Genomic DNA, 26,004 nt, shown 5'->3' on the forward strand with positions numbered 1-26,004 from the left:
GCCTCCCCCCTCAAGAAGCGACCCGATGCCCCGCGTGCTCAACGTTGGTCAGTGCGTTCCCGACCACATGTCGATCACCTCCTATCTGCGGCGCAAGTTCGACGCGGAGGTGGTGAAGGTCGATTCCGAAGAGGACGCGCTGGAATTGGTCGCCGCCGGGAACGTGGATCTCGTGCTGGTGAACCGGCTGTACGACGCCGACGGGGCCTCCGGCCTCGACACCGTCAAGGCGATCGCCGGCCGCGACGACGCCCCGCCGGTGATGCTCGTCTCTAACTTCGCCGACGCTCAGAAACGCGCCGTCGCGGCCGGGGCCCTGCCGGGCTTCGGCAAGAACGACCTCGGCGCCGCCGAAGCCGACGAGAAGCTGGCCCCGATCCTCGGCGCCTGACCTCCGCCGTCTGCGCGACCGGTCCGTCAGTGGGGAACGTGCGTCTGCACCGCCTGCAGCCCGGCGGTGGGCAGGCCCGGCAGTTCGACCCAACTCCGGCAGCCGCCGTACTGGGGGGAGTCCGCGATCTCGACGGGCGCCTCGGGGCCCCACACCTTCACGGCGATCGCCCACAGGCCGGGCTCTTTGTAGTGGAAGCGCTGGAGGGCGGTTTCGTCAGACAAGGCATGGCGACCACGGAGAGCCTCCAGTTCCGCCTCGTCGCTGATGCGCCACGTCTTCCTCACCTGGCACCAGCCCGGCAGCCGCACGACGCCTTCCGGCGGCGGCGTCGGCAGCGAACCGCGGAGGAAGGGAGCGAGATCGGCGGCGTCCTGATGGAACCGAGTCGCCATCAGCCAGAAGCGGTCGTGCTCCGGCCGGAACTTGCCCCGCCGCTCGTGGATGCCGCCCTTGCGGAGGATCAAATCGACCTTGCCGTCGCAGAGGGCGTCGCAGACGGCGGCCCATTCCTTGAAAGCAACGGTGCAGGCTTCCGCTTCGAGGGGCGTTTCGTTGCTCGGGTCGCTCACCAGCCGACCCCCATCACGCCTTCGCCCTCGCGCTTCGCCTGTCCGCCGAGGGCGGCCCGGTTGCGCGAGTCCACCTGTTCGTTCAGCGTGCACAGGTCCCAGATCCAGCCGAATCCGAACAGCCCGAGGGTGAAGAACCAGATGAGGCCGGTCACCCACTTGCCGAGATAGAACCGGTGCACGCCGAAGATCCCGAGGAACGGAATCGCGTTCAGGATCCAGGTGAGGTTGTAGTCGTAAGGACCCGGCGTGTACCGCCGATCCGCCTGAGCCTCCAGCCGGGGCATGAGGAAGAAGTCCACGACCCAGCCGACGCCGAGCAGGCCGAAAGTGAGCGACCACAGCAACCCCGTCAGCGGCTTGCCATAGTAGAAGCGGTGCGCGCCTGCCGTCAGCAGGGTGAACGGGGCCAAGATCCACAGCAGATAGCCGCCGGAGAGTGTGTGCGTGCTCTCGGACCGGCGGAACCGCTCCATCGCGGCGGGCGTTCTGAACAGCGGTCCGTGGGCCGCGTCGCCGTAGCGGCTGTCGGTCGGCGGCGGGGCGGAGCCAGTCACGGGGACGGAGGCCATCGCGGGGCGGGCCGGATACGGGGAGGGGGGTTTGACCGTCGGCTCTTCGCCGACGGGGCCGCCATCTTAGCAGCGAACCGCATTCCCCCGACCGGTAGCTTCCCCGATGTTCGCGTTCTACAGCAACAAGCTCGGCTGTCTCGGCTCGCTGGCGCTCTCAGCGGCGCTGTCGGTCGGATTGATCTTTCTACTCCGCGGCTGCGGGTGAGCGTCCCCGTCACAGGCCGGCACGGAGGCCGGCACGGGGCTCGCCCCACCGGGAGGCGCGTCCTCTCGCGGATTCGCTGCGACCGGCGCGATCGTACCGTCCCACCTGCAGTCAAACTCCTTTCCCCCAGTTCCCGGAGCGCACCGATGGGCCTTTTCACCAGCACGTCCTTTAGCAGTCTCAAGGACTTGTACGTCGATCAGCTACAGGATCTGTACGACGCGGAGCAGCGGCTCACCAAGGCCCTGCCGAAGATGCGGGACGCCGCCCACAGCCAGCAGCTCAAGCAGGCGTACGACGCGCACCTCAAGGAGACCGAGGGGCAGGTGAAGCGCCTGGAGAAGTGTTTCAAGCTGCTCGATCAGAGTCCGAAAGCGAAGACCTGCGAAGCGATGAAGGGTCTGATCGCCGAGGGTGACGAGATGATCGGGGCCAAGGGCGACCCGGACGTGAAGGACGCCGCCCTGATCGCCGCCGCCCAGCGGGTCGAGCACTACGAGATCGCCGGCTACGGCTGCCTGGTGCACTTCGCCAACCGCATCGGCCAGCACGAGGCGGCCCGCATCCTCCAGGAAACGCTGGACGAAGAGGGAGCTGCGGACAAGAAGCTGACCGCGATCGCCGAGGGCTCCGTCAACAAGGCGGCTGCGACCTGACCCGCGGATCGCTCCGCATTCCTCGCCCCCAGCCATCGGAGATCCCCGTGGGACTGTTCACCGGCACGAAGTACCGCGACCTGGGCGACCTGTATCGCGCCCAGCTGCGAGACATCTACGACGCGGAGCAACGGATCGGCAAAATCCTGCCCCGGATGCAGGAGAAGGCCGCCAGCGCCCAGCTGAAGCAGTCGTTCGGCGATCAAATCACGGAGTCCCAGGCGCAGATCGCGCGGCTGGAGAAAGCCTTCACCCTACTCGGAGAAAGCGCCAAGGGACAGGCCTGCGAGGCGACGAAGGGGCTGATCAAGGAGGCGGAGGAAACGCTGGACGCGGACGGGGACGAACACGTCATCGACGCGGCCCTGATCGCCAATGCCCAGCGGATTCAGCACTACAGCATCGCCGGCTACGGCTGCCTGACGAATTTCGCACGGCGCTGCGGCCAGCAGGAGGCGTCCTCCCTGTTCGCCGAGTGCGCCGACGAAGCCGGCGCCAGCGATCAGCGGATGACCCAGATCGCCGAGGAAAGCGTCAACGCCGACGCGGCCGCGGCCTAGCCGTGCCAAGGCGAGCGGTGGGCGTGAGCCCTCCGTGTCCGGGTCTGTCGACGAACCCCGTGTCCGTGGGAGGAGCTGCTCGCTCCTCCCACGGACTTTTCGTTGCGCAACCGGCAGAACACACGGGGGGGCTGACGCCCCCCGCTCGACTCAGTCCTGCAACAACGCCCGCACCCGGGCGACGGCGGCGTCCGGGGCGAGCGTTTCCGCTTCGGCGTCGGTCCGGCGCTTCACCTCGACCACGCCGTCCTTCAGACCGCGTTTGCCGATCGTGATGCGGGTCGGCAGGCCGATCAGGTCTGCGTCAGCGAACTTCACGCCGGGGCGTTCCTTGCGGTCGTCCAGCAGGCAGTCGACGCCGGCAGCCTGCAATTCGTCGTGGAACTGCTCGGCGAGGGACATCACCTCTGCGTCCTGCACGTCCAGCGGGATGACGTGGCACTGGTAGGGGGCAATGCCCTTAGGCCAGATGATCCCGCGGTCGTCGTGGCTGGTCTCGATCGCCCCGGCGACGATCCGATTAATGCCGATGCCGTAACAGCCCATCACGATGCTGCGACGCTTCTGATCCTCGCCGAGGAACTCCGCCCCCAGGGCGTCGGAGTACTTCGTGCCCAGCTTGAAGACGTGGCCGACCTCGATGCCGCGGACGAGGGTCATCGGGCCGCCGCTCTTGGGGTCCGGGTCGCCGGCCCGGGCGTCGCGGAGGTCGTGGGTCGTCTCGACGGTCCAGTCCCGCCCGCAGCAGACGCCCTTGGTGTGCTTGTCGGCGGCGTTCGCCCCCACGACCGCCGGCTGCACCGTCACGGCGTCGTGATCGGCGAGCAGCGTCACGCCGGTTAGCCCCACCGGTCCGGCGAAGCCGACCGGAGCACCGGTGACGCGCTGCACCGTCGCCTCGTCCGCCAGCGCGAGCGTCTTCGCGCCGACGGCCCGACGGATCTTGCCCTCGTTCGCCTCGTGATCTCCGCGGACGAGGACGGCGACCGTCTTCTCCCCGTCCGTGCCGGCGTCGGCGGTGTAGAGCAGGGTCTTGAGGGTCTGCTCCGGCGCGACGCCCAGCAGTTCGCAGACGGCCTCGATCGTGGTTACGCCGGGCGTGTCCACGGTCACGGCGACCGGGGCGTTCGCCGGGACTTCGATCTTCGGCGGTTTACGGCCGGTCTCGGCCCGTTCGAGATTCGCGGCGTACCCACTGGCCTCGCAGTGCACGACGGCGTCCTCGCCGTTTTCGGCAGGGATCATGAACTCGTGGGAGGCGTCCCCGCCGATCGGGCCGCTCTCGGCTTCCACGGCGAGGTAGGGGATGCCGCAGCGCTCGAAGATGCGGCAGTAGGCGGCGTACATCGCGTCGTAGGAGGCGTTCAGCTGCTCGACGTCCGTGCCGAAGCTGTAGGCGTCCTTCATCAGGAACTCGCTGGTCCGCAGCACGCCGAAACGGGGACGTTCCTCGTTGCGGAACTTCGTCTGAATCTGGAACAGCGTGAGCGGAAGCTGCTTGTAGCTGGAGACCGACTGCTTGATGAGGTCGGTGATCGGCTCCTCATGAGTGGGGCCGAGGGCGACGTGCACCTTCCGATCGCCGCGGGGGAAGGCGAAGTTGAGCAGCACGTTGCCGAACGCCTCCCGCCGCCCGCTGCGTTCCCACAGTTCAATGGGGCTCATCGCGGGGAAGTGCAGCTCGGCGGCGCCGGCGGCCTCCATTTCCTCCCGCACAATCGCGGCGGCCTTCTGCACGGCCCGCCAACCCAGCGGCAGGTAGGTGTAGGCGCCGGCCATCACCTGCCGCACGAGCCCGGCCCGCAACATCAGGCGGTGGGAAGGCACCTCCGCATCGGCGGGCACCTCCTTGAGGGTCGGGATGAGCGTGTGCGACCAGCGCATGAGACAGCTTGACAGAAGGGAGGTGCGCGTGAGACGCGGGCGGGGGAGAATGGGTTCGCGCGACGGTTTCGTAAAGCGGAGGTCCCCCACAGTCGGACGCCGGGGCTGTTCGCTTGCAATCCGGCGGCGGCAGGGGACGATAGGAAAAGATGACTGAAGTCAAGACGCCCGAGGCGCGCACCCCCGTTGACGCGTTGCGCGACGGTGAGATAATCGACCAGCCGTTTCTGTTGGCCGAAAAGAGCCTGCGAACGAACCGCAACGGCCAGCTCTACCTGCTCGCTCAGTTGCGGGATCGGACCGGGCAGGTCTCCGCGCTGATGTGGAACGTCGCGGAAAGCGACTTCGACACGATGCCCGTCGGCAGTGGCGTGCGGGTGAAGGGCCGGGTGCAAACCCATCAGGGCGGGCTGCAGATCATCGCCCATAAGGTCTGGCCCGCCGGCGACGACTTCGACGCCGACGCTTTCCGCCCCGCCGCCAGCGAGAGCACGGAAGTCGCCTTCGCCGCTCTGTCCGACTTGCTCCAGAGCCTGCCGGACGAGGATCTGCGGGAGTTGATGGTTACGTTCCTGGCGGACGAATCGCTGATGGAGGCTTTCCGCATCGTCCCGGCCGGCATCAAGGCGCACCACGCCCACCGCGGCGGGCTCTGCGAGCACACCGCGGCGATGGCCCTGGCCTGGACGCGACTGGCGGACCTTTACCCGGAGGTCGATTCTTCCACGGTGCTGGCCGGCTGTCTGCTGCACGACCTCGGCAAGACCGGCGAACTGGACCCCGAAACCTTCACCTATACCACCCCCGGCCAACTGCTGGGGCACATGCAGATCGGCTGCGACCTGCTGGCCGAAAAGATCGCCCAGACCGTCGCCCGCACCGGCCGGCCGTTCCCGGAGGCCAAACGCTGGCACCTGGCTCACCTGATCCTCTCCCACCACGGCAGCCCGGAGAAGGGCAGCGTGAAGGAGCCGATGAGCCCCGAAGCCGTCGCCCTGCACGTTCTGGATACGCTCGACGCCAAGATCAACGAATTTCTCAAGATCCTCGGCGAGGACCCCAATTCGGAGTCCGACCTCACCCCCTACCACCCCCGCCTCGGCCGCCGTCTATTCCGCGGCCCCCGTTGACGCCCCCGCCGGGGACGCGTCCCCGGCGAACGAATCCCATCCGCCGCGCGCCCTTCCGGACGCGGCTCACGTCGAGCGCCGCTCGACCCGTACCAAATCGATCAAGAACAAATGACCACAGCCAAGGGCCAAGCCCCCAAGAAACGGGCCGGCAAGAACTCCCGGACCAAGAAATCGTCCGGCTCGTCAGCCTCCCGCAAGCCGGCGTCCCATGACGGCACGCCGGGCGCCTCGGCCGAGGACCGCGTCCTCAATCACCTGACCGACCCGAATTATCAGCCGGTCAAAGCGGCGACCGTGCTGAAGCAGCTCGGCGACACCCCGCAGATCGAATCCGACGACCGCGTCGCGCTGGAGGCGCTGATCGCCACCGGCAAGGTCGTCGCCGATCGCGGCGCCCGGCTGCGGCCGCGGCACCGGCCCGGCGTGAGCATCGGCCGCCTGAAGACGACCCGCAGCGGCGACGGCTGGGTCGCGATGAACGACCCCCGCGGCCGCGACCACGACGTGTACGTCTCCCGGTCCGACATGGCCGACGCCCACGACGGGGACGAGGTCGAGGTCCGCATCACCGACCGCAAGGGCGGCCGCGACCGCTCCCGCATCGCCGGGGAGGTCGTCGCCGTCATCGAGCGGAAGACGACCCGCTTCGTCGGCACCTACGACGAGACCGGACGCCGGGCCTTCGTGCGGGTCGACGGCGACTCCTTCCTCGAACCGATCCCGATCGGCGACCCCGGCGCCCACCCCGCCGAGCCCGGCGAGAAGGTGGTCATCGACATGCTGAAGTTCCCCGGCGACGGCCGGCCGGGCGAGGCGGTGGTGATCGAAGTCCTCGGCCGCCGCGGCGACGCCGGCGTGGACGAACTGAGCGTGATCCGCGAGTTCGGCCTGCCGGAGGAGTTCCCCGACGAGGTCCTCGCCGCCGCCAGCGAGGAGGCCCGCCGCTTCGACGAGGAGCATCTGGGCGATCGGCTCGACCTGACGGGGGAGACGATCGTCACCATCGACCCGGCGACGGCGAAGGATTTCGACGACGCGATCAGCCTGAAGCGGATCGAAAACGGGCACTGGGTGCTCGGCGTGCACATCGCCGACGTAGCCCACTTCGTCCAACCGAACTCGGCCCTGGATAAAGAGGCCAAGGACCGGGCGACCAGCGTCTACCTGCCGGGGAAGGTCATCCCCATGCTGCCGGAGGTCATCTCCAACGGGCTCGCCAGCCTGCAGCAGGGCAAGGTGCGGTACGTGAAGACCTGCTTCATCGAGTTCGACCCGACCGGCATCCCAGTCAAGACGCGGTTCGCCAACGCCGCGATCAAGGTCACGAAGCGGTTCGCCTACGAGCAGGTGATGCCGATCGTCCACGACCCGGACGCGTACGCCCGCAAGGTCCGCAAGGACGTGCGGCATCTGCTGTTGGACATGTACTCCCTGGCGATGACGCTGCGTAAACGGCGGTTCGCCGCCGGGGCGCTGGAGATGCACATGCCCGAGGTGACGCTCGACCTGAACAAGAAGGGCGAGGTGGTCGGCGCCAGCGAGGCCCACCACGACGAGAGCCACGAGATCATCGAGGAGTTCATGCTCGCCGCGAACGTCGCGGTGGCGCAGGCGCTCGAAGCCCGCGGCCTGACGTTCATCCGTCGGGAACACGGCGATCCGGACGAGGCGAAGCTCAAGCAATTCTCGGAGTTCGTCGGCACGCTGGGCTACGACCTCAAGCAGTACCAGAGCCGCCCGCACCTCCAGGCGCTGCTGGACGAGGTCAAGCACGAACCGGAAGGCGCCGCGGTGAACTACGCGCTGCTCCGCAGCATGAAGCAGGCGGAATACACCGCCGGCGAGGGCGGCCACTACGCCCTGGCGTTCCCGCATTACGCCCACTTCACCTCGCCGATCCGCCGCTACCCGGACCTGACGATCCACCGGTTGATCGACGCTCTCTGCAAGGGCCAGAAGCCGAAGACGCAGAGCGAGGGAGAGCTCACCGGCCTAGCGAACCACTGCTCCGAGCGCTCCCGCCGGGCGGAGAAGGCGGAGCGGGAACTGGTCCGCGTGAAGCTGCTCGAATACCTGGAAGACCGCGTCGGCGACGAGTTGGACGCCGTCGTCACCGGGGTGATGAACTTCGGCGTGTTCGTCCGCGGCATCGAGCTGCCCGCCGAGGGCATGATCCCGCGGGAGGCGCTCGGCGGGGGCTGGTTCGACCACGACGCCACCGCCCACACGCTGACCAGCCGCGACGGCGTGATCTACCGGCTGGGCATGCCGCTGAAGGTGAAGGTCGCCTCGGTGGACGTGGAGGGCCGTAACCTGGAGTTCGCCCTCGCCGAGACGCCCGAGCCGCAGAGCGGCGGGTCCGGCCGTTCGTCGAAGGGCAACCGCGGCTCCTCCGGGGGTCGCGGCTCCTCCGGCGGGCGTGGCTCCTCCGGGGGTCGCTCCGGCTCCTCCGGCAAACGGGGCGGCGGTCGCGACGGGAACGCCGAGGCGAACACCGGCGGGCGCTCGCGGAGCGACGCGGCCGCGAGCGATTCCGGCGGCTCTTCCGGGGCGAACACGAAGCGGAAGCGGTCCCGCCGGCGGTAGGCCGGCGGGGGTTTCGCGGCAGAATCCGGCAAACTTCGCCGTTCGGACGCCGCGTCACCCTGTCCCGGTGGGGGAAATCCCTCAATCCGCCTAGACTGCCCGGCCGAAAGTCCCCGTTCCCCGTTTCCGATCCGAGCAGCCGACCCCGTGGGCGCCCTCCGCCGATTGCTGATGAGTTCCATCGGCAAGAAGTACGTCATGGGCCTGTCGGGCCTGCTGCTGATAGGATTCGTGGCGACGCACCTCGCCGGCAACCTGCTGATCTTCCAGGGCAGCGCGGCCTACAACGACTACGCCGCCAAGCTGCACAGCCTCGGCCCGCTGCTGTGGATCGCGGAGGTCGGCCTGCTGGTCCTGTTCGGCCTGCACGTGCTGTACGCCTACTGGCTGGTGATGGAGAATCGGGCCAGCCGCGGCGACGAGGGCTACGAGATCGGCTACCGCTCCAAGCAGCGGACGACCTACCTGAACCTCGCCCCCCGCAGCTGGATGGCGATCAGCGGCACGGTGGTGCTCGTCTTCCTGGTCTGGCACCTGATCGACATGCGGTTCGGCCTGCGGGACAACGTCGACCCGACCTTCGAGCGGTACGTCGACGAAGGGCTGGAGGACGAATCGGGCCGGCCGCTGTTCCTCCGCTACGAGCGGGCCGTGCAGATCCTCTCCACCCCGCTCTCCGCCGCCCTCTACACGGTCGGGGCGATCCTGCTGGGCTTCCACCTCTCCCATGGGGCGAGCAGCTGGTTCCGTTCCGTCGGCCTGGAGGTCTACGGGCTGGGCGGGCCGCTGAAGAAGCTCGGCGTGGTGGTGGCGATCGTGCTGGCGCTCGGCTTCGCCTCGATCCCGATCTACATCTGGTTCGCCGACATCGACCTGTCGGACCTCTCCGCGGCGGAAGCCCGGGAACGCGCCCGGATCGTGAGTGAAGAAGCGACCGGGGAATCGGTTCAGGAGATGCCCGGCGAAGACGTCGCCCCCGAGGCCGACGGCGACTAACCCCCCGCGACCGGCCGTCCCGCGACGGCGTCCCGCACCCTCAAATCTTTCGATTTAGACCGCCGCCCATGGTCGCCCCCGCCGCCACAGACGTTCGCACCGACACGCTCGAAAGCCGCGTGCCGGAGGGGCCGATCGAACAGAAGTGGGACCGCTGCATCCGCGAGATGAAGCTGGTCAACCCGGCGAACAAGCGGAAGTACGAGGTGATCGTCGTCGGCACCGGCCTGGCCGGCGGCAGCGCCGCGGCCTCGCTGGCGGAGCTGGGCTACCGGGTGAAGTCCTTCTGCATTCAGGACAGCCCCCGCCGGGCCCACAGCATCGCCGCCCAGGGCGGCATCAACGCCGCCAAGAACTACCAGAACGACGGCGACAGCGTCTGGCGGCTCTTCTACGACACGGTGAAGGGCGGCGACTACCGCTCCCGCGAGGCGAACGTCTACCGCCTCGCCCAGATCAGCAACAAGATCATCGACCACTGCGCCGCCCTCGGCGTGCCCTTCGCCCGGGAGTACGGCGGGGCGCTGGCGAACCGCAGCTTCGGCGGCGCCCAGGTCTCCCGAACGTTCTACGCCCGCGGGCAGACCGGGCAGCAGTTGCTCCTCGGCGCCTACTCCGCGATGAACCGGCAGGTCTACGCCGGGCGGGTGAAGGTCTATGCCAAGCGGGAGATGCTGGACCTGATCGTGGTCGACGGCGTCGCCCGCGGCATCGTCACCCGGAACCTGAACAGCGGGAAGTTCGAGGTGCACCTCGGCGACGCGGTCGTCCTCGCCACCGGCGGGTACGGCAACGTCTACTACCTCTCCACGAACGCCAAAAGCTGCAACGTCACCGCGGCGTGGCGCTGTCACCGGCGGGGGGCCTACTACGCCAACCCCTGCTTCACGCAGATTCACCCCACCTGCATCCCGGCCAGCGGCGACTACCAGAGCAAGCTCACGCTGATGAGCGAGAGCCTGCGGAACGACGGCCGCGTCTGGGTGCCGAAGAAAAAGGGCGACAACCGCGCCCCGGAGCAGATCCCCGACGGCGAACGCGACTACTACCTGGAGCGCCGCTACCCGGCCTTCGGCAACCTCGTCCCCCGCGACGTCGCCAGCCGGGCCGCCAAGGAGCGTTGCGACGCCGGCTACGGCGTCGGCAAGACGGGCAACGCCGTCTTCCTCGACTTCCGCGACGCGATCCGCCGCGACGGCCGCAAAATTATCGCGGGGAAGTACGGCAACCTCTTTCAGATGTACGAGGAGATCGCCGACGAGGATCCGTACAAGACGCCCATGCGGATCTACCCCGCCGTCCACTACACGATGGGCGGGCTCTGGGTGGACTACCAGTTGCAGAGCACGATCCCCGGACTGTTCGTGCTGGGGGAGGCGAACTTCTCCGACCACGGGGCGAACCGCCTCGGCGCCAGCGCCCTGATGCAGGGCCTCGCCGACGGCTACTTCGTGATCCCGTACACGATCGGCGACCACCTGGCGAAGATGAAACGGACGGAGATCACCGAGGATCACCCCGCCTGCAAGGAGGCTCTCGTCGAGAGCCGCAACCGTATCGAGGCCCTGCTCGCGGTGAGAGGTTCCCGCAGCGTGAACAGCTTCCACAAGGAGCTGGGCGCGATCATGTGGGAGCACGTCGGCATGGAGCGGGACGCCCAGGGCCTCGAGACGGCCATCGGCAAGATCCGCTCCCTCCGCGAGGAGTTCTGGCAGGACGTGAAGGTGGTCGGGACCAACGGCAGCTTCAATCAGGGACTGGAGCACGCCGGCCGCGTGGCGGACTTCCTGGAATTCGCCGAGACCCAGACCCGCGACGCCCTGGTCCGGGACGAAAGCTGCGGCGGCCACTTCCGATCCGAGCACCAGACCCCCGAGGGCGAGGCGAAGCGGGACGACGAGAACTTCTCCCACGTCACCGCCTGGCAGTACTCCGGTGACGTCGAAGCCCCCGTGGAGCACCGCGAGCCGCTGAAGTTCAAGGAAGTTTCCCTCACTTCCCGCTCCTACAAGTAACCCCAGTCACGCCGACGCTCCGCGGAGCGTCGGGGAACGCATGATGATCGACCTCCCCCACTCCGACGGCGGCCACCTCTCGCTGACGCTGAAAGTCTGGCGGCAGGCCGACGCCGACAGCCCCGGCGCCTTCGAGACCTACCGGGTCGACGAGATCAATCCGGACATGTCCTTTCTGGAGATGCTCGATTGCCTCAACGAGCAGCTCACTCAGGAGGACAAAGAGCCCGTCGCCTTCGACCACGACTGCCGCGAGGGCATCTGCGGGACCTGCGGGGTGATGATCAACGGCATGGCCCACGGCCCGCTGCCGAACACGACGACCTGCCAGCTCCGCATGCGGCAGTTCCGCAACGGCGACACCCTCGTGCTGGAGCCGTGGCGGGCCAAGGGGTTCCCGATCGTCCGCGATCTGGTCTGCGATCGCAGCGCCTTCGACCGCATCCAGCAGGCGGGCGGTTACATCTCGATCGGCGTGGGCAGCGCCCCCGACGCCAACGCCGTCGCGGTGCCCAAGAAGTTCGCCGACGCCGCGATGAACTCCGCCGCCTGCATCGGCTGCGGGGCCTGCGTGGCGGCCTGCAAGAACGCCGCCGCGCACCTGTTCACCGGGGCGAAGATCTCGCACCTCGCCCTGCTCCCGCAGGGCAGCGCCGAGCGCAAGGACCGCGCCCGGCGGATGGTCGCCCAGATGGATGAGGAGGGCTTCGGCGCCTGCTCGAACACCAACGAGTGCGCGGCCGCCTGCCCGGCGAACATTTCGGTGACGGACATCGCTCGCCTGAACCGGGAATACGCTTACGCTTCGCTTGGCACCAGCGACTGACATCCTCAAGGAATCGGCATGGGCGACGATCTGGCTGCGGCGTTGAACGACTGGCGGGCGGTCCTCAAACAAGAGCTTGAAGGGACGGCCGATCTTGTCAGGGCAGAGTCTGACGTGTTCGCGTTCGCGATCGACCTGCCGAGCGACCTGTCCAATCCCGGGTTCATGCCGGGCGTCGTCCGGGGGAGCTCCGGACAGAGCGTGGGAGCCCGTCTTTTGTCCGGGGATTGGGAGTACTCGCCGCAGCTGTCCGCGTTCGATCAGGCGCAGGACCAACTGGTCGAAATCTGCGAGACGTATCACGACCGGTTGATCGGCGGCGATTATTCGGAGGACACGGCGGAGGGCGCCGCGTTCCGCGACGCGGTCTACGAAGCGTTTCTCACGTGCATGGCAGAGGTTTCGGACGCCGGTCGGTTTGGCGACGTCACCGTGAAAGCCCTCATGTTTTCCGACGACGAACATCCGGTGGTGGAGAAATCGCTCCGCCGCCTCAATCCTCCGGAGGTGGCCGAGGCGGCGCTGCCGCATTTGGCCTAGCCGGCGTGCTTCGCCTCGGCTCGCGCCGCCTCTCGGCGAGGGCGAAGCGGGGTGGTACACTCCGCGGATGGATCTGAAGACGACCCCGCTGCACGCCGTCCACCTCGCCGCGGGCGGGCACATGGTCGACTTCGCGAGTTACGACATGCCGGTGCGCTACGGCACGATCGTCGCCGAGCACGACGCCGTCCGCACCGCGGCGGGGCTGTTCGATATCTCCCACATGGGCCGCGTCCGGTTCTCCGGCCCGGACGCCGCGGCGCTGCTGGACCGCCTGCTGACGAACCGCGTGCCGACCGAGCCCGGCCGGGTAAAGTACGGACTGCTTTGCCGGGAGGACGGCGGAATCCTCGATGACGTGCTGACGACCCGGCTGGCCGACGACTGGCTGATGGTCGTCAACGCCTCCAACCGGCCGACCTGCCTCGAGTGGTTCCATCGGCAGGCCGACGGCGTGGATGTCGCGATCGACGACCACACGGCCGACACCGCAATGATCGCGGTGCAGGGGCCCGAGTGTGCGGAGATCGTCTCCCACGTCGTGCACATGCCGTTGTTGGAAACGCTCGGCTATTACCGAGCCAGCCCCGCCGTCTGGGAGCGGCCGGGGGAGTCGCCGGTGGAGATCACCGTCAGCCGCACCGGCTACACGGGGGAGGACGGGTTCGAACTGATCGTTCCCGCGGAGTCCGCCGAGGAGATGTGGCGTGAACTGCTGGAAGTCGGCTCGTCGCACGGCCTCGTCCCCTGCGGGCTGGGCTGCCGCGACACCCTGCGGCTGGAAGCCGGAATGCCGTTGTATGGACACGAACTCTCGACGGAGACCGACCCTCTGACCGCCGGCCTCGGCTTCGCGGTGGCGCTGGAGAAGGGCGACTTCCTCGGCCGCGACGCGATTCGGAAGGTCAAGGAGGCCGGGCCGAAGCAGGTTCGGGTCGGCTTCGAGATGCGGGGCCGCCGCGTCGCCCGGGAGGGCGCCGCCGTGCTGCGGGGCGGGGAGGCGGTCGGCGTCGTCACCAGCGGCACGCATTCGCCCACCCTCGGCAAGGCGATCGGCATGGCCTACGTCCCGCCGGACGCCGCCGCGGAGGGAACCGAGCTTGAGATCGACGTCCGCGGCCGGGCCGAACCGGCGGTCGTCGTCTCCTTGCCGTTCTACAAACGGCAAACGATGAAGGCGGAACACCCCTGAGGGGAAGTTCCCGGACGCGACAGACAACCACCAAAGCGACGGCGGTCCCCGGCCGATAGGCTTTCCTCCGCTCCCCTTCCGACGGACTCCACCCGATGGCCGAACGCAACTTTTCCCCGCACGCGCAAAAGGCGATCAAGCGGTACTACGACAACCGCCCCGACATCGACCGCACGAAGCTGTCGGAACTGGTGACGAACCTCTACCTCGCCGAGCCCGGCAAGGCGGAGAAGCTGTGGGACCGGGCTGAAGACCTGATGACGCGGCTCGAAGTGCCTCCCGCCCGGGTCAAGCATGTGATGGGCAGCCGCGACGTCGCGGCGCTGGCGAAGGTCGTCGAGGAACTTCAGTAGCCGAACCGGCGGACGCCGACGGCCGTCACTTCGGGGCCGGTTCTTCGTCGCCGGGGACGAGGAGTTCCTGCTCGAAGTCCGGCTCCTCGTCCTTCTTCTCCGCCACCACGTCGGCCTTTTCCTTAGCGACCTGGCGGCGGGCGTCGTCGATGGCGTCCTCCGCCTCCTCACGGCCGGCGATCGCCTCTTTCAACTCTTGGCGCTGCTCGGCCACGTTTTCGTTGGCGTCTTCCAAGTCGTCCGCGGCGTCCCGCATGTCCTCCTGGGCCTCGGCGACGTCTTCCTGCTCCGCCATGACCTGGGCTTCCTCCGGGTTCTCCGGCACGGCTTCCTTCTCGTCATCCCCGCAGCCGATCAGCGGCAGGGCGCACAACAAAGCGGCGGGCAGCAGGCGGACGCGGGGCATCGGGATTGTCCTGGAGACATCGGGGCGGAGCAGGGAGGCATTCTAAGCCGGACGCGGGCGTCCGGCTTAGGGACCTCCCCGATCCTGCCTCACCCCTTCAGGCAGCGGTCGATCTGACGAACGGCCTGCCGGAGCCGCTGTTCGTTCTCCACGATCGCCAGCCGCAGGAAGCCCTCGCCCTCCTCGCCGAACCCGCGGCCCGGGCTGACGGCGACGTCGCCCTCGGCCAGCAGCTTTAGGGCGAAGTCGATGCTGCCCATCGCCCGGTGTTCCTCCGGAATCGGCGCCCAGACGAACATGCCGGCCTTCGGTTTGGGAACGTCCCAACCGATGCGGTTCAGGCCGTCCACCAGGGCGTCCCGCCGCTTGGCGTACTCCTTGACCACCGCCGCGACGGCGGGGTCGGCGTGCCGCATGGCGATGATCGCGGCGATCTGCACCGCCTGAAAGATGCCGTAGTCGTAGTAGCCCTTGATGGTCGCCAACGCCCGCACCATCTGGGGGTTGCCGGCGCAGAAGCCGATCCGCCAGCCGGCCATGCTGTAGCCCTTGGACATGGTCGTGAACTCCACGCCCACGTCCTTCGCCCCTTTACTGGCGAGGAAGCTGGGGGGCTGATAGCCCTCAAACCCGATGTCCGCGTAAGCGAAGTCCGAGAGCACCAGGAACCCGAACCGCTTGGCGAGCTTGACCAGTTCGTCGAAGAAGTCCTGCTCGACGGTGGTGCCGCTGGGGTTGTGGGGGAAGTTCGCCACCACGACCTTCGGCCTGGGGAACAGGTGCTCACAGGTGTAGGCGACGTTTTCGAGGTACGCGGCCGGGTCGCGGACGTCGAGCTGAATCACGTTCCCGCCGGCCAGCATCACGGCGTAGGCGTGGATCGGGAAGGTCGGCGCCGGGACGATCGCGGTGTCGCCGGGGCCCATCAGGGCCAGGCAGGAATGGCTGAAGCCTTCCTTGGAGCCGAGGCAGGCGATGACCTCGCTGTCGGGGTTCAGCGAAACCCCGTACTTGCGGTCGTAGCGTTTGGCAACCTCCCGCCGCAGGTTCTCGATGCCGTTGGAGACGCTGTACCGATGGTTTTTCGGGTCCAGCAGGGCCTCTTTGAGCTTGTCCGAGATCTGGGCGTCCGGCGGATCGGTCGGATTGCCCATGCCGAGGTCGATCACGTCCGCCCCGAGCCGGCGGCGCTCCAGCTTGAGCTTGTTGATCTTGCCGAACAGGTACGGCGGCAGCCGCCGCACGCGGTCGGCGACCGGGATGTCGAAGGGGGCGTCCTCGAAGGAGACGTCGGTATCGGATTCGCTGCGCACGTCGGACGACGGTGGGGGGTGGGGTCCGCCGGAGCGGACGGGCGTTCGGGGACGGAGCCGCATCGTAACGGCCCGTCCGCCGGACCCCACCGCCGAACGAACGTTCGCGTCGCACGGAGAGCGAAAACGGCGCAGGAAAACGCCCCGGCCGCCGTGGGCGGCCGGGGCGACGAACGTCCGGGGGACGTCTGAGACGGAACGAACCGCGATCAGCGGGTGGCCGCGGCGTCGGCGCTGGAGCCGGCGGCGGTCTGCGGGTTCTTCACCTCGCCGGTGAGGAAGTTGTGGACCACGGTGCGATCGCGGATCTCCATGAAGACCTTGGCGACGCTCTCCTGAACCTTCTGCTCGCGGAGCTGTTCCTCGATCAGCGGGCGGACCTCGTCCAGCTTGGTGGCGGCGGGGTCCGTCACGCCCTCACGCTTGATGATGACGTAGCGACGCATGCCGGGGAACGGGAGCTGAATGATGCTGCTGATCTCGCCGTCCTTCAGAGCGAAGGCCTTCCGTTCCAGCTCGGCGGTCTCCTCGGAGCCGTACATGCTGATCGGGGGGATCACGCCGTCGAGGGCCTTGCTGCCCTCGTCGATGCTGTGCTGCCGGGCCAGGGCCCCGAAGTTCTCCGGGTTGGCGGCGGCCTGGCTGTAGATCTCCTGGGCCCGACGGAGGTTGTCCGTCATGATCATCCGGGCCTTCACCTTCGGCCCGTAAGTGCGGACGAAGGCCTTCTTCACGTCGTCCTGGGTCACCGTCACTTCGGTGTCGGCCAGCTTCTCGAGGGCCAGCTTCGGCCAGATCACGTCGTTGGCGTACTGCGTCGGGGTGACGCCGCGTTCCGCTTCGAGCATCCGCAGCCAGGTGTCGCGGTCGACCTCGTACTTCTTGGCGGCGGCGAGGATCTCCGCGTTCACCTCGGCGCCGGTGACGGACACGCCGCCGGCTTCGCAGGCCATCTTCACGGTGGCCCGGTTGATCATGGATTCCAGCACCTCGACGCCGTACCGGGTCAGGCACTCCGCCTCGACCTGATCCTGGGTGATCTTGAAGCTGTGCTTGCCGTCCGACAGCTTGGCGAGCACCCGGGAGCCGTCGGCGACCGCCGGGGCCTGCTCCGGGGCGACAGCGTTGGGGGCCGCCTTGGCCTGTTCGGTTTCGACGAGCTGCATCGCCCCCACGCCGGCGGCGGCGAGGGCGAACGTGCCGCCCATCAGCAGCGCCCAAGGCTTTTTCTTCTTCGACGCTCCGCCGAACGCGGCGGCGGGAGCGGGGCCGGCGGGGGCGTCGGCCGTGGGGAATTCGGGGGTGGGGGTCCCGTCGGCCATCGTGGCGCGTCCGGTCGGGGTGCGGGGAGCGGGAAGACCGAGGGGCGGAGCGAGCCCGAACCTGCGCGGGCGCCGACCGACGGCCCGCGGGTGGTAGATCGTGGCGCGCGAACCGGTCAAGACGGCTCGTCCCGGCCCGGCGGCGCCTCGCGGCCCGACGCCCTCACGCCCGGCCGGTGCGGCCCGTGAGGAACCGCCCCAGCGCCGCGGCGAGCGGTTCGTCGACCACGGCCGTCGTCAGCGGCACGCCGACCCGGCGGCAAGCCGCGGCCAACTCGTCGGCGTGGGCCGCGAACGCCGCACGATAGGCCGCCCGGCCGTCGATCCCGCCGGCCGCCACGGCCGGCCCGCCGAGCAGCGAGCGGAATCGCCGGGGCCGATCGAACGGAAAGGCGACCTCCGCCGGCGCCAGCGTCCGCAGGACGGCCGCCTCATGCCCGCGGCGCCGCAGATCCGTGAGGGCGGCGAACAGGCGGTCGGCGTCGGTCAGCAAATCCGACAGCAACACGACGACCCCGCGCCGCGTAAACCGTCCGGCCGCCGCCCCCACGGCCTCGGCGAGATCGATGCCGCCGCCGGGCACCCCGCGCGTCAGCGCCTCGCAGACGGCCGCCGCGTGGGCCGGCGCCGCGGACGCCGGCAAACGCGCCCCGCCCCCGCCGAGCACGGTGAGGGAGACGGCGTCGCGTCGGCGCAGCACGGCCTCCGCCAACGTCGCCGCGGCGGTGGCGGCGAAGCGCCATTTGGACGGATGCAAACCGTCGCCGCCGTCCGCCGCGGGGCCGCGATACGCCATGCCGGCGGAGGCCTCGACCACGAGGTGCACCGCCAGTCCGGTCTCCGCCTCGAACTGCTTGACGAACCAGCCCTCGCTCGTAGTCAGCCCCGCGGCGGCGTGCCGGCGTTTTCGCCAGTCGATCCGCCGCGGATCGTCGCCGACCTGGAACGGCCGATGTCCGGCGAACTCGACGCTGAAGCCGCCCCGGCCGCCGCGGTGGGCGCCGGCCAGCGTGCCGTCCGCCAGCCCCCGTCGCCCCAGCGGCAACCGCGCGATTGCCGCCAGTGCGGTCGGATCGGGCGCGATCGGACGATCGGCGGCGGGGCGGGGGGCGCTCATCGCCCGGCAGGATACCGGCGCCGGGCAACCGCCCGCCCGGCCGTCAGCCGTTGGGCGCGTGCGGCCAGGGCGGGGGGACCGCCGCGTCCGACGCCGGCTCCGCCGCACGGCCGTACGCGCCGGATCCCGCCGGCGGCGGCTGGAACGCCGGCGGCGTCTGCGGGGTGGAGTAAACCGCCGGGGCGGTCGCCCCGCCGCCCAGCGAAGAGGCCGGCAGCACCCGTCCGGCGCGAGGCGGGTCGACGTAGGGCGAAGGATCGCCCGCGAACGGATCGACCGGCGGCCGCGTCGGCGTCGCCGCCAGCCGCGTCGGCTGCGATTCCCGCCCGGCCCCGACCGGCGGAGCGGTTGCGGGCAGCGCGTTCGCCGGTCCCGGCATCGGCCCGACGGCCTCCAGGGCGGCAATCATCTGATCGACCTGGGCCAACTGCGGGTTGTCGCCCGTATTGAGGGCGGCGGCGAGACGGAACTCCCGCAGGGCCGCTTGGCGGTCGCCGGCCCGGCGGTACAGCTCCGCCACGTTGAAGTGGGCGCTCGCCTCGCCGACGGAGGCGACGAAGTGCTCGCGGCTGCCTTCGATGTCGCCGCTCATGGCGGTCGCCACGGCCAGACCGTGCCGGGCGGTACGACGCTGCTTGGTGTCGTCGGCCGTCTTCGCCGCCAGCCCGTAGGTCGCGGCGCTCTCCCCCCACCGCCCGCGGTCCGCCTGGAAGCGGCCCAGGGCCAGCAGCGGGCGGGCGTCCGCCGGGGCGGCGTCGACCGCTTTCCGGTAGGCGTCCTCGGCCTCGTCCAGTTCGCCGGGGCGATCGCCGGCGCCCGTCTCGATGAGGCGGGCCAGGCCGATCAGCGCCTCCACGTTCTTCGGATCGTCCTTCAGAACCCGCCGGTACGCCTCTTCCGCGTCGTCCCGCCCGGTGGGGCTGACCTGACTGTTGGAACGCAGGTTGGCGTAGGCCAGATCCAGCGCCGCGGGGTTCTCGAGGTCGTTACGGGTCGCGGGGACCGGATCGGCCACCAACCCCGGCGGCGTCAGCGATCCCGCCTTGGCGAACAGCGCCGGCGGGGACCACCAGGACTTCGTTCCGCCGCCGTTCTCCGCGAGGTTCGCCCCCGCGGCCCCGCAGCCGGCCAACCCGGCGGCGCCGCAGGCGCCGGCGATGACGGCAACCCGCGACGCCCGACGGGCGAAGTCAGTCGGCCGGGAGGACGGTCGGACGGACATCGGGAGGCCGGGGAGGGGGGAACAAGCGACAGACTGGGCGGCGGCACCCTAATCGGATCGACCGTCACAAGCGGAAATCTTGAGCAGCCCTCGCCGGGAGGCCGCGTCCGCGGCGCCGGGGAGGCGACGCGTCAGCTGCCGGCGGGTCCGGCGCCGACGCTCGCCACGGGAATCCGCGGCGCCGGCGTCGACTGCAGTTCGTCGCGACGGAGCCGATCGATCTCCTCGGCGGGACGGCCGGGATCCGGGATGACGCCCAGCGAGACCGCGGCGGCCAGTTGCGGCACGCCCATCTCCGCGACGGCGTCCCGCACCGCCGCGAGGCGGGCGGCGCCGACCTCCGGCGTCGAGCCGGAGGCGACGACGATCGGCGGCACGGCCCCCGCCGACGCCGCGGCCACCGCCGCGGTCCGCAGATGATCGCGGCCGGCGCCCGTCAGCAGGTGGGTCTCCGGATCGAAGTGAAACCCGTAGAGCGCAGCGTGCTCGGCCCGTCCGGCGGCGACCTGGGCGCCGCTGAGTGCCCGCACGTAGGCGCGATCCTGACAGCTATACGGCAGCGGCCAGTAGTGGGCGTGGTGGAACTGCGTCTTGATCGACGCCTTCGGCGCCGTCGACCGCGGATACGGTGGCCACTGCAGACCGCCCGATTCCTTCTGCCGCGTTCCCGGCGGATAGATGGGTTTCGCGGCGGGCGTCGGCGGGCAACAGCCGTCCGGCACCAGCCCGTGCAACGGGGCCCGCCGCGGGGCGGATTCGCAGGCCGCCTCGCCAGTGCAGGGGACCTCGTACCCAACGGTCGTCGCCGCGCCCGCCTCGGGGCCGGGCAAATAACCCGCAGGGGCGACGCCGTATTTGGGAGCCCCGGCGACCGGGGCCCCGGCGACGGGGATCTCCGAGACGGGCGTCTCCGACGCCGAAGCGGCCGGGCGAGCCGTCAGCCAGTCCACGAACGACGACGACTTCGCCGGGGCCGTCGCGGGGACGCCCGTGCCGTCGGCGTACAGGCCGAGGGTCTGGGCGCCCGCGGCGGGGGCGGTCGCACAGATCGCGGCGGCAGCGAGCAACGAGCCCCGCCGGCGACGCAGGGAAGCGGCAATGAGCGACGGACGGCGGACCGGGCGCATGGGGTCTCTCCGGGAGGGGAGGGCGAGCGGGAACGGCCGGCGCGTCTCCGAACAATGCGGCCGGGACTTCGTATCGACCGCTCCGCCCGGCATGTCCGGCTCCACCGAACCCGCCGGCAAACTCCCCCAAACCGGACAGGATGCGAACCGCGCGGGCACCCGTCAGTCGGGATCGGGGAGGTCCGCCCAGACGTCGCCCTCCTCGACCCAGACCGAAAACGACTGGTGCCGAATCTGCGGCGTCAGGGTGTGCGTGCCGTCCGTCACGTCGAACTGCCACCCGTGCCACGGACAGGTGACGACGCACCCCGTCAGCGCCCCCGCCCCCAGCGGCCCCCCGGCGTGGGGGCAGAGCCCGTCGAGCGCGAACCACTCGCGCCCCTCCCACGGCTCGGCCAGCCGGAACAGCGCCACGAGGCGATCGCCGACGGGAAACTCCCCCGCGGTTCCGGGGCGAACGTCGTCAACGGCACAGAGGCGGGCGCGGGGCATCGTTCCATCCTAAAGCCGCTGAAGAACGCGATCGACGCCGCGGCCGGCTCAGGCCGCGACTGCCCGGCGGGCGGAGGCGCCGTCCGCCCCGTCCCCCGCCTGGCGTTCCCGCTCCAGCGCCGCGGCCCGCTCGCGCGCCTTGCGACCGCGGGGTCTGGGCTTGCTCTTCCAGCGACGATGCACCCAGAAATACTGCTCCGGGCTGCGCCGCACGAGGCGTTCGATCCCGGCGGTGTAGGCGGCGGTCAGATCCTTCACCGCCGACCCTTCGGTGAAGTCGCGAGGATCGAAGACGGCTTCGGTGCCGATCTCGAACCGGACCCAGCGATTGCGACGAAAGTCGTCCGGCAGGCGCCGGGCGAACCCGATCAGCACGAGGGCGTCGTACTCAATGGCCAGCAGGGCGATCGATTTGAACGTGCTGGCGTCCTTGCCGAAGAACGGCACGAACAGGCCGCGGGAGCCGGCGTCCTGATCGCCCAGGAGCCCGACGATGCCGCGGGCGGCGAGCACCTCCGTCACCTCGCCGCCGCCGCCCTTCTTCGAGATCAGCCGTCCGCCGCCGGCTCGCCGGCGTTCGGCGAACCAGCCGTGAATCAAGGGATTGTCCAGGTCCCGGGCGACCACGGACAGCGGAATGCCGAAGGCCTCGAACGCCTGTGCGGAGGCCTCCCAGTTGCCGAAGTGCCCGCTGAGCATGATGACCGGGCGACCGCTGTTGAGGGCGCGCGTCGTCTCGTCCCGATTTCGGAACGCCAGCACGTCAGGCATGTTGCTGCGCCGGAACTTGCGCGAGAACGTCGCCATCTCCGTCACCAGACGGAACAGGTGCGTCCACATCGCCCGCACCCGGTCGTCGATCTCCGCCGGGCTGAGGTCCGGAAAGGCGATCGTCAGATTCTTCCGGGCGACGTCGCGACGGGTCCATTTCGGGGGCAACGCGCATACCGCCGCCGCCAATCCGCGGCACAGAGCCGCGGCGGTGGGGGCGGGCAGGGCGGAGAGCGCCGCCGCGACGCATCGAAAGGCGAAAAATTCCGCCTTCTGCCGAAGAGTCGCGGGGGGCGTCATCGGGGGAAAATCCGCAGGGACGAAGACCGGGTCGGCGGGACGGGCGAGGGACCGGCGGGCGATCCCCGGCCGCCGCTAGTTCCGGCTCACGCCGCCGTAGTTCGGATCGTTCGCGGAGATCCGCGTGGCCGGCGGCGCGGTCGGGGCGGCGGCGCTGGTCGCGGGCGGGACCTTCTCAATCCAGCCCTCGGTGCTCCACACACCGTACTCGGACCGCACGCTGCGGCCCAGATCGATCAGTAGACCGCGGACCTTCGCGTTGGACATCTCCTCGTTCGCCACGACCCGCTGCAGCACGAACCGCCGGTTCGCCGGGATGTAGGCGAAGAACTTGCCGTTCCCCATCCGGTCGTTCGCGGCGAGCATCTTCAGCAGGGCGCTCCGCGGAACCGCGGCGGCGGTCTTGGGCAGTTCGTCCAGCCAGGCCATCACCCACAGGCTCTGCAGATTGCGCGAGAGCACCGCGGACATGGTGAAGTCCCACTGCTCTTCTTCGAGCGTGGTCTTGAACTGAAAGTCGTACCGGCTCTTCTCCTTAGACGGCTTCAGGCCGATCGCGGCGAGCAGGGCGCCGAGGGATTCCTCGGTCAGACCGCCGACCGGAAGCGGTTCCGCTTCCGATTCCGCGGCGTCGGTCGCCGGGGCTTCCTGTGCCCGCAGCGTGCCGGCAGCGGCGAAGCTCGCGGCGCCGGCGAGGGCGGCGCCGAACAGGCGGCGGCTCATGCCGACGGAGCCGGGCGTGACCCGCTCGGGGGCGGAGCCGGTCGCAGCGGTGGGGGTCAGGTCCGGGGCCGGCATCGGGGACGATCCTTCGTCACGGGCAGGGAGAACTCCGGCGTCCAGCCGGCCGGAGCGTTTTAGCAGGAGCCGCGCACCGGGAAAACCCCTTGACGAGTTTTCCGCCCCGCCCCGGCCTGCCAACGCTCCCTCTCAGGGGCGCTGCGACTTCGGAAACAGTGCTTCCAGAGCGATACGCGTCCACGATTCGAGCCCCGCGGGTTCCCCCAGCAAAGCGGCGGGGTCGTGGAACCCCATCTCGTTCATCGACTCCTCCCGAGGCGTCACTTGCGGAAAACTTTGCCGGTTACGCGGATCGGCCGGGCCTGACTGATGCAGGTCAAGCCGGTGCACCACGCCGAGGTGCACTCGGCCGACCTCGGTGGCGTCGTCGTTGATCAATCCGACCAGCCGCTCGGAGTACCCGCCGGGGATCGCCACCTCTTCTTCCAGCTCGCGCCGCATACCCTCGCGGTAGTGACCGTCCGCGGAGGCCGGTCCGCCGGCGACAGCGTCGCGGTCGACGGTGCTGACGTGCCCGCCGACGCCGCAGGAGATCTTCGCCGCCAGCCGCGCCTCCCCGCCGCCGGCGCCGCGGCGGTAGGCGAACACCCGCTCCGCCGTCGCCCCGTCCGGCTCCGCCACCTGTGCGATCAGCACGCAGTAGGGGATCAACTGCTTGTGGGTCGGGTCCTGTTCCGCCTCGGGCCGCGGCAGGTACAGGGTGTTCGCCGGGTCGAGCAGCCCGGCGAGGGCGGACGTGTCGGCCTGGAAACCTTGGAAATATCCCAGCTCCCGAAAACGGGCGGTGGGAACGCAGAGGACGTGTTCGACGGACATGGGGGCCGGAGCGTCGGGGGCGGAAGGGTCTTCTCCGGCGTGCATCGTCGCTTGCGGTTTCGCGGGGCCTCAAGAATCGGCCGCGCCCCGAAACCGCAAGCGAAGGGCGCAACCGCCCGAGCCGTCGCAGCCTGGCTCAGCGCCCCTCACCCGCCGATCAACTCCCGCACCTTCGCGGCGGGGTCGGGTGCCCGCATCAGCGTTTCGCCGATCAACACGGCGCCGACGCCGGCCGCGGCGAGGCGGTCGATCTCCTCGCGGGTGCGGATGCCGCTCTCCGAAACGAACGTCACCCCCGCCGGGCAGTCGGCGACGAGGCGGAGCGAGTGCTCCAGATCCACCGTGAACGTCCGCAGGTCGCGGTTGTTCACGCCGATCACCGTCCGCTCCGGCGCCGCCGCGGCGAGCGCCGCGACGTGGGGCATGTGCTCCGGGTCGTACAGCTCGATCAGCGTGTGCAGGCCGAACTCGCCCGCGGCGGCGTGCAGGGCGGGCAGTTCCTCGCCCGGCAGGCACTCGGCGATCAGCAGCACGGCGTCCGCCCCGGCGGCCCGGGCCTCGGCGAGCTGGTAGCGGGAGACGACGAAGTCTTTCCGCAGCACGGGCAGGCCGATCGCCGCCCGCACGGCCTTCAGATCGTCGAGCGAACCGCCAAAGAACGGGCCGTCCGTCAACACGCTCACGCAGTGCGCCCCCGCCGCTTCGTAGGTTCGGGCTACCCCGACCGGGTCCGCCCCCTCCGCGATCGCCCCGGCGGAGGGGCTGGCCCGCTTCACCTCGGCGATGAGCCCCAGCGGCGTGCGATCCCCCCTGTTCCCGGGACGCAACGCGTTCGTGAAGTCCCGGGCCGGCGGCATGTCCGCCGCGGCAGCTTCGAGGTCGGCCAGCGGGACCGCCGCCTCGCGGGTTTTCAGGTCGGCCCGGGTGCGGGTGAGGATGTCGTCGAGGATCGTCGCCATGCCGGGAGGGTACAGTCTGAACGTGAATCTTCCCCCGCCCGGCACGCTGTTGGTTCTGCTCGCGGTGACCTGCGGGCTCGCGGCGTGGGTCTACGCGGTCTTCCGCGGGCTGCGGCGGGAGCGGGTCCTGGGACCGCCGGCGAGGAAATCGGTCGCCGTATGGGGGGCCGCCGCGGGCGTGGGGGTGTGGGTCGTCGCCACGCTGGTCGCGGGGCTGCTGCCGGAGGACGGCGTGTCGCCGCTGGTTCGCAGCCTGCTGCGGGCCGGGGCGATCGCCGCCGGCGCGGCCGGCGTCTGGGCCTTGGCCGCGCCGCGGATCGAGCCGTCCCCGCGGTCGTTCGTCGACGATCTCCGCGACGGGGCGATGACGTTCCTGCTGACCCTGCCGCCGACGGCCGCGGCGTTTCTGCTCACGCTGCCGGACCGCACGGTCGAGGGGTCGAACCCGCTGCTCCTGCAACTCATCGACGGCTCCGCCGGGACGTGGGCGCTGGTCTGCCTCAGCGCCGTCGCCTTTGCCCCAGTGGGGGAGGAACTGCTGTTTCGCGGGCTGCTCCTGGGGTCGCTGCGGACCGCGGGCCTGTCGGCGGGGCCGGCGATCGTGGGCACGGCGGCGCTGTTTGCGTTCCTTCATCAACCGCAGGACTGGGCGGCGCTGTTCGCATTGGCCTGCGTGCTGGGGTGGAGCCGGGAACGCACCGGCTCGGTTCGTCCGGCGATCCTCGCCCACGCGGCCTTCAACGCGTTGATGCTCGCCTGGGTGCTGCTGGACGGATCCGCCGGGGCCGCTTGACGCGGGTCGGGCGAACCGGGGCCGGTCCGCTTGAAACGATTCGCCGCGGCGACGACCCTGCCGGCCCCCGATTCCCGTTCG

The 26,004-nt window shown here is 70.0% G+C and carries 26 protein-coding genes; 12 read left to right on the forward strand and 14 right to left on the reverse strand.

Annotated elements, in window-relative coordinates; all coding sequences use genetic code 11:
* Positions 1–25: 25 nt before the first annotated feature.
* Positions 26–391 (forward strand): DNA-binding transcriptional response regulator, encoded by a 366-nt coding sequence (locus tag CA12_RS19490; RefSeq protein ID WP_145360804.1) that lies wholly within the window; start codon positions 26–28, stop codon positions 389–391.
* 26 nt (positions 392–417) lie between these two features.
* Here CA12_RS19490 and CA12_RS19495 read toward each other — a convergent pair whose 3' ends face one another.
* Together CA12_RS19495 and CA12_RS19500 are read right to left on the reverse strand one after the other, a co-directional pair.
* Positions 418–963: a DUF1802 family protein gene (locus tag CA12_RS19495; RefSeq protein WP_165700873.1), complete on the reverse strand. Its 546-nt coding sequence runs from the start codon at positions 961–963 to the stop codon at positions 418–420.
* A complete protein-coding gene (locus tag CA12_RS19500) occupies positions 960–1,535 on the reverse strand; it encodes a TM2 domain-containing protein (protein ID WP_207622048.1) in 576 nt (191 codons plus the stop codon). Before CA12_RS19500 ends, CA12_RS19495 begins: the two co-directional genes overlap by 4 nt.
* Positions 1,536–1,889: 354 nt before the next feature.
* Here CA12_RS19500 and CA12_RS19505 point away from each other — a divergent pair, with 354 nt between their 5' ends.
* Together CA12_RS19505 and CA12_RS19510 are read left to right on the forward strand one after the other, a co-directional pair.
* On the forward strand, positions 1,890–2,399 hold the full coding sequence (locus tag CA12_RS19505) for a YciE/YciF ferroxidase family protein (RefSeq protein ID WP_145360806.1): 510 nt from the start codon (positions 1,890–1,892) through the stop codon (positions 2,397–2,399).
* A gap of 47 nt (positions 2,400–2,446) precedes the next feature.
* Positions 2,447–2,959, forward strand: coding sequence for a YciE/YciF ferroxidase family protein (locus tag CA12_RS19510; RefSeq protein ID WP_165700874.1), 513 nt, complete (start codon positions 2,447–2,449; stop codon positions 2,957–2,959).
* Positions 2,960–3,109: 150 nt separating this feature from the next.
* Here CA12_RS19510 and CA12_RS19515 read toward each other — a convergent pair whose 3' ends face one another.
* Positions 3,110–4,843: a proline--tRNA ligase gene (locus CA12_RS19515; protein WP_145360808.1), complete on the reverse strand. Its 1,734-nt coding sequence runs from the start codon at positions 4,841–4,843 to the stop codon at positions 3,110–3,112.
* Between the two features lie 149 nt (positions 4,844–4,992).
* Here CA12_RS19515 and CA12_RS19520 point away from each other — a divergent pair, with 149 nt between their 5' ends.
* From CA12_RS19520 to CA12_RS19555, 8 genes are all read left to right on the forward strand, one after another.
* Positions 4,993–5,973 carry a 3'-5' exoribonuclease YhaM family protein gene (locus CA12_RS19520; RefSeq protein ID WP_145360809.1) on the forward strand — a complete coding sequence of 327 codons (981 nt, stop codon included), beginning with the start codon at positions 4,993–4,995 and terminating at the stop codon, positions 5,971–5,973.
* Between the two features lie 111 nt (positions 5,974–6,084).
* Positions 6,085–8,562: a ribonuclease R gene (gene rnr, locus CA12_RS19525; protein WP_145360810.1), complete on the forward strand. Its 2,478-nt coding sequence runs from the start codon at positions 6,085–6,087 to the stop codon at positions 8,560–8,562.
* 147 nt (positions 8,563–8,709) lie between these two features.
* Entirely contained in the window at positions 8,710–9,558 is an 849-nt protein-coding gene (locus tag CA12_RS19530; RefSeq protein WP_207622049.1) for a succinate dehydrogenase cytochrome b subunit, read from the forward strand.
* 68 nt (positions 9,559–9,626) lie between these two features.
* Positions 9,627–11,573: a fumarate reductase/succinate dehydrogenase flavoprotein subunit gene (locus tag CA12_RS19535; protein WP_145360812.1), complete on the forward strand. Its 1,947-nt coding sequence runs from the start codon at positions 9,627–9,629 to the stop codon at positions 11,571–11,573.
* A 40-nt stretch (positions 11,574–11,613) separates the two neighbouring features.
* A complete protein-coding gene (locus tag CA12_RS19540; RefSeq protein WP_242688039.1) occupies positions 11,614–12,399 on the forward strand; it encodes a succinate dehydrogenase/fumarate reductase iron-sulfur subunit in 786 nt (261 codons plus the stop codon).
* 18 nt (positions 12,400–12,417) lie between these two features.
* Positions 12,418–12,939 carry a hypothetical protein gene (locus CA12_RS19545; RefSeq protein WP_145360813.1) on the forward strand — a complete coding sequence of 174 codons (522 nt, stop codon included), beginning with the start codon at positions 12,418–12,420 and terminating at the stop codon, positions 12,937–12,939.
* Between the two features lie 67 nt (positions 12,940–13,006).
* On the forward strand, positions 13,007–14,131 hold the full coding sequence (gene gcvT / locus CA12_RS19550; protein WP_145360814.1) for a glycine cleavage system aminomethyltransferase GcvT: 1,125 nt from the start codon (positions 13,007–13,009) through the stop codon (positions 14,129–14,131).
* Between the two features lie 95 nt (positions 14,132–14,226).
* Complete coding sequence (locus tag CA12_RS19555; RefSeq protein WP_145360815.1) at positions 14,227–14,484, forward strand: hypothetical protein; 258 nt, start codon at positions 14,227–14,229, stop codon at positions 14,482–14,484.
* Positions 14,485–14,509: 25 nt separating this feature from the next.
* Here CA12_RS19555 and CA12_RS19560 read toward each other — a convergent pair whose 3' ends face one another.
* From CA12_RS19560 to trpC, 11 genes are all read right to left on the reverse strand, one after another.
* The gene (locus CA12_RS19560; RefSeq protein WP_145360816.1) at positions 14,510–14,890 is read right to left on the reverse strand and encodes a hypothetical protein; all 381 of its coding nucleotides are present in this window, start codon (positions 14,888–14,890) and stop codon (positions 14,510–14,512) included.
* An 89-nt stretch (positions 14,891–14,979) separates the two neighbouring features.
* A complete protein-coding gene (locus CA12_RS19565; RefSeq protein ID WP_145360817.1) occupies positions 14,980–16,266 on the reverse strand; it encodes an aminotransferase class I/II-fold pyridoxal phosphate-dependent enzyme in 1,287 nt (428 codons plus the stop codon).
* 146 nt (positions 16,267–16,412) lie between these two features.
* Entirely contained in the window at positions 16,413–17,525 is a 1,113-nt protein-coding gene (locus tag CA12_RS19570) for a peptidylprolyl isomerase (RefSeq protein WP_145360818.1), read from the reverse strand.
* A gap of 163 nt (positions 17,526–17,688) precedes the next feature.
* The gene (locus tag CA12_RS19575; protein WP_145360819.1) at positions 17,689–18,642 is read right to left on the reverse strand and encodes a DUF58 domain-containing protein; all 954 of its coding nucleotides are present in this window, start codon (positions 18,640–18,642) and stop codon (positions 17,689–17,691) included.
* 43 nt (positions 18,643–18,685) lie between these two features.
* Positions 18,686–19,864, reverse strand: a complete 1,179-nt coding sequence (locus CA12_RS19580; protein ID WP_145360820.1) for a tetratricopeptide repeat protein — start codon at positions 19,862–19,864, stop codon at positions 18,686–18,688.
* Positions 19,865–19,995: 131 nt separating this feature from the next.
* Positions 19,996–20,931: a hypothetical protein gene (locus tag CA12_RS19585; protein ID WP_145360821.1), complete on the reverse strand. Its 936-nt coding sequence runs from the start codon at positions 20,929–20,931 to the stop codon at positions 19,996–19,998.
* 222 nt (positions 20,932–21,153) lie between these two features.
* A complete protein-coding gene (locus tag CA12_RS19590) occupies positions 21,154–21,483 on the reverse strand; it encodes a Rieske (2Fe-2S) protein (protein WP_145360822.1) in 330 nt (109 codons plus the stop codon).
* Positions 21,484–21,531: 48 nt separating this feature from the next.
* Positions 21,532–22,554 (reverse strand): lysophospholipid acyltransferase family protein, encoded by a 1,023-nt coding sequence (locus tag CA12_RS19595; protein ID WP_145360823.1) that lies wholly within the window; start codon positions 22,552–22,554, stop codon positions 21,532–21,534.
* 75 nt (positions 22,555–22,629) lie between these two features.
* Complete coding sequence (locus tag CA12_RS19600) at positions 22,630–23,352, reverse strand: hypothetical protein (RefSeq protein ID WP_145360824.1); 723 nt, start codon at positions 23,350–23,352, stop codon at positions 22,630–22,632.
* A 132-nt stretch (positions 23,353–23,484) separates the two neighbouring features.
* Positions 23,485–24,171: a phosphoesterase gene (locus CA12_RS19605; protein WP_145360825.1), complete on the reverse strand. Its 687-nt coding sequence runs from the start codon at positions 24,169–24,171 to the stop codon at positions 23,485–23,487.
* A gap of 146 nt (positions 24,172–24,317) precedes the next feature.
* Positions 24,318–25,130: an indole-3-glycerol phosphate synthase TrpC gene (gene trpC, locus CA12_RS19610; protein ID WP_145360826.1), complete on the reverse strand. Its 813-nt coding sequence runs from the start codon at positions 25,128–25,130 to the stop codon at positions 24,318–24,320.
* Between the two features lie 22 nt (positions 25,131–25,152).
* On the opposite strand from trpC, the gene CA12_RS19615 reads away from it, so the two are divergent.
* Complete coding sequence (locus tag CA12_RS19615) at positions 25,153–25,923, forward strand: CPBP family intramembrane glutamic endopeptidase (RefSeq protein ID WP_165700875.1); 771 nt, start codon at positions 25,153–25,155, stop codon at positions 25,921–25,923.
* Positions 25,924–26,004 lie beyond the last annotated feature (81 nt).

The organism is Alienimonas californiensis (genome assembly GCF_007743815.1).
GTDB classification, from domain to species: domain Bacteria; phylum Planctomycetota; class Planctomycetia; order Planctomycetales; family Planctomycetaceae; genus Alienimonas; species Alienimonas californiensis.

Excerpts from the sequence above, each read along its gene's own strand:
- CA12_RS19490 (WP_145360804.1), top strand. The coding sequence starts at position 26 with ATGCCCCGCGTGCTCAACGTTGGTCAGTGCGTTCCCGACCACATGTCG.
- CA12_RS19500 (WP_207622048.1), bottom strand. The coding sequence starts at position 1,535 with ATGGCCTCCGTCCCCGTGACTGGCTCCGCCCCGCCGCCGACCGACAGC.
- CA12_RS19505 (WP_145360806.1), top strand. The coding sequence starts at position 1,890 with ATGGGCCTTTTCACCAGCACGTCCTTTAGCAGTCTCAAGGACTTGTAC.
- CA12_RS19515 (WP_145360808.1), bottom strand. The coding sequence starts at position 4,843 with ATGCGCTGGTCGCACACGCTCATCCCGACCCTCAAGGAGGTGCCCGCC.
- CA12_RS19520 (WP_145360809.1), top strand. The coding sequence starts at position 4,993 with ATGACTGAAGTCAAGACGCCCGAGGCGCGCACCCCCGTTGACGCGTTG.
- rnr (WP_145360810.1), top strand. The coding sequence starts at position 6,085 with ATGACCACAGCCAAGGGCCAAGCCCCCAAGAAACGGGCCGGCAAGAAC.
- CA12_RS19535 (WP_145360812.1), top strand. The coding sequence starts at position 9,627 with ATGGTCGCCCCCGCCGCCACAGACGTTCGCACCGACACGCTCGAAAGC.
- CA12_RS19540 (WP_242688039.1), top strand. The coding sequence starts at position 11,614 with ATGATGATCGACCTCCCCCACTCCGACGGCGGCCACCTCTCGCTGACG.
- CA12_RS19545 (WP_145360813.1), top strand. The coding sequence starts at position 12,418 with ATGGGCGACGATCTGGCTGCGGCGTTGAACGACTGGCGGGCGGTCCTC.
- gcvT (WP_145360814.1), top strand. The coding sequence starts at position 13,007 with ATGGATCTGAAGACGACCCCGCTGCACGCCGTCCACCTCGCCGCGGGC.
- CA12_RS19555 (WP_145360815.1), top strand. The coding sequence starts at position 14,227 with ATGGCCGAACGCAACTTTTCCCCGCACGCGCAAAAGGCGATCAAGCGG.
- CA12_RS19560 (WP_145360816.1), bottom strand. The coding sequence starts at position 14,890 with ATGCCCCGCGTCCGCCTGCTGCCCGCCGCTTTGTTGTGCGCCCTGCCG.
- CA12_RS19565 (WP_145360817.1), bottom strand. The coding sequence starts at position 16,266 with ATGCGGCTCCGTCCCCGAACGCCCGTCCGCTCCGGCGGACCCCACCCC.
- CA12_RS19570 (WP_145360818.1), bottom strand. The coding sequence starts at position 17,525 with ATGGCCGACGGGACCCCCACCCCCGAATTCCCCACGGCCGACGCCCCC.
- CA12_RS19575 (WP_145360819.1), bottom strand. The coding sequence starts at position 18,642 with ATGAGCGCCCCCCGCCCCGCCGCCGATCGTCCGATCGCGCCCGATCCG.
- CA12_RS19580 (WP_145360820.1), bottom strand. The coding sequence starts at position 19,864 with ATGTCCGTCCGACCGTCCTCCCGGCCGACTGACTTCGCCCGTCGGGCG.
- CA12_RS19590 (WP_145360822.1), bottom strand. The coding sequence starts at position 21,483 with ATGCCCCGCGCCCGCCTCTGTGCCGTTGACGACGTTCGCCCCGGAACC.
- CA12_RS19595 (WP_145360823.1), bottom strand. The coding sequence starts at position 22,554 with ATGACGCCCCCCGCGACTCTTCGGCAGAAGGCGGAATTTTTCGCCTTT.
- CA12_RS19600 (WP_145360824.1), bottom strand. The coding sequence starts at position 23,352 with ATGCCGGCCCCGGACCTGACCCCCACCGCTGCGACCGGCTCCGCCCCC.
- CA12_RS19605 (WP_145360825.1), bottom strand. The coding sequence starts at position 24,171 with ATGTCCGTCGAACACGTCCTCTGCGTTCCCACCGCCCGTTTTCGGGAG.
- trpC (WP_145360826.1), bottom strand. The coding sequence starts at position 25,130 with ATGGCGACGATCCTCGACGACATCCTCACCCGCACCCGGGCCGACCTG.